4 protein-coding genes are annotated in these 3,913 nt (G+C 61.9%); 3 read left to right on the forward strand and 1 reads right to left on the reverse strand.

Translation table 11 applies throughout. The features are described 5' to 3' along the window. Positions 1 to 1,816: bifunctional 2',3'-cyclic-nucleotide 2'-phosphodiesterase/3'-nucleotidase (locus tag EOA33_RS27065; protein ID WP_127407033.1), on the forward strand; the 1,816-nt coding region annotated here is incomplete at its 5' end. A 64-nt stretch (positions 1,817 to 1,880) separates the two neighbouring features. Here EOA33_RS27065 and EOA33_RS27070 read toward each other — a convergent pair. Beyond that, the gene (locus tag EOA33_RS27070; protein ID WP_127407034.1) at positions 1,881 to 3,137 is read right to left on the reverse strand and encodes a cyclopropane-fatty-acyl-phospholipid synthase family protein; all 1,257 of its coding nucleotides are present in this window, start codon (positions 3,135 to 3,137) and stop codon (positions 1,881 to 1,883) included. A gap of 240 nt (positions 3,138 to 3,377) precedes the next feature. Here EOA33_RS27070 and EOA33_RS41380 point away from each other — a divergent pair, with 240 nt between their 5' ends. Both EOA33_RS41380 and EOA33_RS27075 read left to right on the forward strand, forming a co-directional pair. After that, positions 3,378 to 3,512 (forward strand): hypothetical protein, encoded by a 135-nt coding sequence (locus EOA33_RS41380; RefSeq protein WP_281033049.1) that lies wholly within the window; start codon positions 3,378 to 3,380, stop codon positions 3,510 to 3,512. A 99-nt stretch (positions 3,513 to 3,611) separates the two neighbouring features. Next, positions 3,612 to 3,899 carry a Dabb family protein gene (locus tag EOA33_RS27075; protein ID WP_126054639.1) on the forward strand — a complete coding sequence of 96 codons (288 nt, stop codon included), beginning with the start codon at positions 3,612 to 3,614 and terminating at the stop codon, positions 3,897 to 3,899. The last annotated feature ends 14 nt before the right edge of the window (positions 3,900 to 3,913 follow it).

Here is a 3,913-nt window from a genome sequence, read left to right on the forward strand (position 1 = left end):
TGACTACTACGCCGACAAGGCGAACGACACGATGGGCCTGTCACGCACCGCCTCGCTGATCGACGCGGTTCGCAAGGAAGCCACCAATGCGATGCTGATCGACAATGGCGACCTTCTGCAGGGCAACCCGATGGGCGACTACGTCGCCTACGAGAAGGGCCTGAAGGATGGCGACCTGCATCCGATCATGAAGGGCATGAACCTGCTCGGCTACGAATGCTCGACGCTCGGCAATCACGAATTCAACTACGGCCTGTCGTTCCTGGACAAGGTGCTGGCCGGCGCCAATTTTCCCTTCGTCTGCGCCAACCTGATCCGCGGCACGACGCTTGCCGCCAACCCGCGCGACGACAGGCTCTACCTCAAGCCCTATGTCATCCTCGACAGGAAGATCAAGGACGGGTCGGGCGCCGAGCAGCCGATCAGGATCGGCATCATCGGCTTCGTCCCGCCGCAGATCATGGTCTGGGACCTGAAGAACCTCGAAGGCAATGTGAAAACGCGCGACATCGTCGAGGCGGCCAAGGCCTGGGTGCCCGAGATCAGGGAGGCGGGGGCCGACATCGTGATTGCGCTCTCCCATTCCGGCATCGACATCAAGCAGGGCGAGATGATGGAGAATGCCTCCTTCTTCGTCGCCGGCGTCGACGGCATCGACGCCGTCTTCACCGGCCACCAGCATCTCGTCTTTCCCGGCAAGAAGGATTTCCAGGCGCTGGACGGTGTCGATACCGGCAAGGGCACGCTGCAGGGCAAGCCGGCGGTGATGGGCGGCTTCTGGGGCTCGCATATGGGCCTTATCGATCTGCTTCTGGAGCGCGACGGCTCGAAGTGGAGGGTGGTTTCCGCGACGTCCGAGGCGCGGCCGATCTATGAGCGGGTCGACAGCAAGAACAAGGCGACGGTTGGCGACGACCGGCGCATCATCGCCGCGCTCGAACAGGACCATGAGGCGACGCTCGCCTATGTGCGCCGCCCCGTCGGCAAGACCTCGGCGCCGTTCTATTCCTATTTCGCCCTCGTCGCCGACGATCCGTCGGTGCAGATCGTCAACCAAGCGCAGAGCTGGTATCTCAAGGACATACTGAAGAGCACGCAATGGAAGGACGTGCCGCTGCTCTCGGCGGCGGCGCCCTTCAAGGCCGGCGGACGCAGCGGCGCCGACTACTACACCGACGTGCCGGTGGGCGACATCGCCATCAAGAACGTCGCCGACCTCTATCTCTATCCCAACACCGTGCGGGCCGTCGAAATCACCGGCGCGCAGGTCAAGGAATGGCTGGAGATGTCGGTCGGCATCTTCAACCGGATCGAACCGGGCAGGGCCGACCAGCCACTCATCAACACCGACTTCCCATCCTACAATTTCGACGTGATCGACGGCGTCGCCTACAGGATAGACCTGTCGCAGCCGCCGAAATACGATGCCAAGGGCGGGCTGGCGAATGCCGGATCCAGCCGCATCGTCGACCTGATGTTCGACGGCAAACCGATTGATCCTGCACAGAAATTCGTCGTTGCAACCAACAACTACCGCGCCGGCGGCGGCGGCAATTTCCCGGACATAAACGCTTCGAAGATCATCTATGAGGCGCCGGACACCAACCGCGACGTGATCGTGCGCTATGTCATCAGCGAGGGCACGATCAATCCGTCGGCCGACGGCAACTGGTCGTTCGCGCCGCTGCCTGGAACCAGCGTGGTGTTCGAGACTGGGCTCAGGGCAAAGGATTTCATCGCAGAGGTGAAGTCGCTGAAGATCGAGCCGGCGGGTGAGGGTGATGGGGGTTTTGCCAAGTACCGCATCGCTCTTTGACGGCTGGTGCGGCAACAACGTCGCCGGCAGCCGAACACCGCGTGCTCGCACGGTGTTGCGGATGCTAGGCCTTATAGACCACCTGGCGGACATCGATGTAGCTGGCGCGGAAGCCGGCTTCGCAATAGTGCAGATAGAACTCCCAGAGCTTCTTGAAGCGCTCGTCGAAGCCGAGCGGGACGATCTTTTCCCACGAGCCCCAGAAGCGCTGGCGCCACTCGGCGAGCGTGCGGGCATAGTCCTGCGGGAAGACGCGCTCGCGCAGATGCGCGAGGCCGTGATCCTTGCCGAGAGCCTTGAGGATCGAGGGTGTCGGCAGCATGCCGCCAGGGAAGACATAGCGCTGGATGAAATCGGGGCGCGCGCGATACGCCTCGTAGGCGGCCTCGTTGATGGTGATGATCTGCAGGCCGGCCGTGCCGCCGGGCTTCAGGCAGGTCTTCATCTTGCCGAAGAACACCGGCCAGTATTTCTCGCCGACCGCCTCGAACATCTCGATCGATGCGATCCGGTCGTAAGTGCCGGTCTCGTCTCGATAATCCTGCAGCTTGATGTCGACCTTGTCGGCAAGCCCGGCTTTCTGGATACGCGCTTTGGCGAAGTCATGCTGTTCGCGGCTGATGGTCAATCCGGTGACGCGGCAACCGATCTCGCGCGCGGCGAATTCGGCAAAGCCGCCCCAGCCGCAGCCTATCTCCAGCACATGGTCCTTCCTGCCGATGCCGGTATCTTTTGCCAGCGCGCGATATTTGGCGGCCTGGGCGCTTTCGAGATCGTTGGCGCCCGTCGCATAAAGCGCCGACGAATAGGTCATGCTCGGATCCAGCCATTTCTCGTAGAAGGCGTTGCCGAGATCGTAGTGCGCCGAGATGTTGCGTCGCGACCCGGTATGCGTGTTTTCGTTGAACCAATGGCGGATGCGCTGGACGGCGTTGATGAGCCAGTTGGCGCCGCCGGCGACCTTCTCGCCGAGGGCGGAATTGACCACGAACAGCTCGAGGAAGCTGGTGACGTCCGGGCTGTCCCAATCGCCGTCCATGTAGGATTCTGCAAGACCGATCGTGCCGCCGGAGAAGGCGCGTCCGGGCAGACGCCAGTTCTTCAGCACCAGTTCGGCATCGGGACCTGGCGCCTTGCCGCCGACGAGGACAGCGCGGCCGTCCGGCATCCTGACCTTGAGCGAGCCGCGCGGCAGGTTCATGGCCGCCAAAAGTACCATGCGCGCCTTGGCCGGCAATCCCTTGACGATCTCGGCGAAATTCAATTCGTCAAGCAGCACCGCATCGCCAGACGCAATGCCAGGATCTTGCTTGAAAGCCATTTCCTGCCCCCGACTTTCGTGAAGCCCGCGCATCGCCGGCCCCACCCCTCTCATGGTCCATTCATCAGGCTCGAACGCAGTCGCCACGACCGGAACTGCAGAGCTTGCCGTTGAATTGCCGGCACAATCTTCCACGGCATCAGCAGGAACTTCAAGGGGCAGGCCGAGGATGGATCTGGAGCCAACAATCCGCGGGAAAATGGCCGCCTGCAGCGGAATCGCTATACGATAGTTTCAGCCATGCGTTACGTCATCGTCATCTGCGCCATCACCTTCTTCCTGATCTGGGATGGCCTCTACAATCAGGGCCACTACCTCGACGTAACAATCAGGGAGATGTCGCGCATCGTGCGATACGTCACCGGAGCGGCCTAACGCCCCGGCAACCGCAAGGCGGGCGCGACATCGTTGCCGGTTGACGCTGCGCCCTTGCTCCCACAAAACACGCCTGAAATGACGATCAAGGAGGCTGGTTTGATCCGGCACATCGTTTTCTTCAGCGTGCGGCACAAGGAGGATGTGGAGACCGTGCGATCGGGCCTGCAGGAATTGGGCAAGATTCCGCACTCGAAGCATTTCGAAGTGACGCTCAACACCAAGGTCGATCTGTTCTCCAACGCGATCGACGTGGTCGTCTATGCCGAATTCGAGGACGACGCGGCGCTGGCCGCCTACAAGGCGCATCCGCTCTATTCCGAGACGACCAGCCGGGTCAAACCATTGCGCGAACTGCGTTATTCAGCCGACGTCGTGGCGGCCTGAGCGAACGACTGTTC

Origin of the sequence: Mesorhizobium sp. M4A.F.Ca.ET.050.02.1.1 (assembly GCF_003997725.1) — a bacterium.
In the GTDB taxonomy this organism is placed as follows: domain Bacteria; phylum Pseudomonadota; class Alphaproteobacteria; order Rhizobiales; family Rhizobiaceae; genus Mesorhizobium.

Excerpts from the sequence above, each read along its gene's own strand:
- EOA33_RS27070 (WP_127407034.1), bottom strand. The coding sequence starts at position 3,137 with ATGGCTTTCAAGCAAGATCCTGGCATTGCGTCTGGCGATGCGGTGCTG.
- EOA33_RS41380 (WP_281033049.1), top strand. The coding sequence starts at position 3,378 with ATGCGTTACGTCATCGTCATCTGCGCCATCACCTTCTTCCTGATCTGG.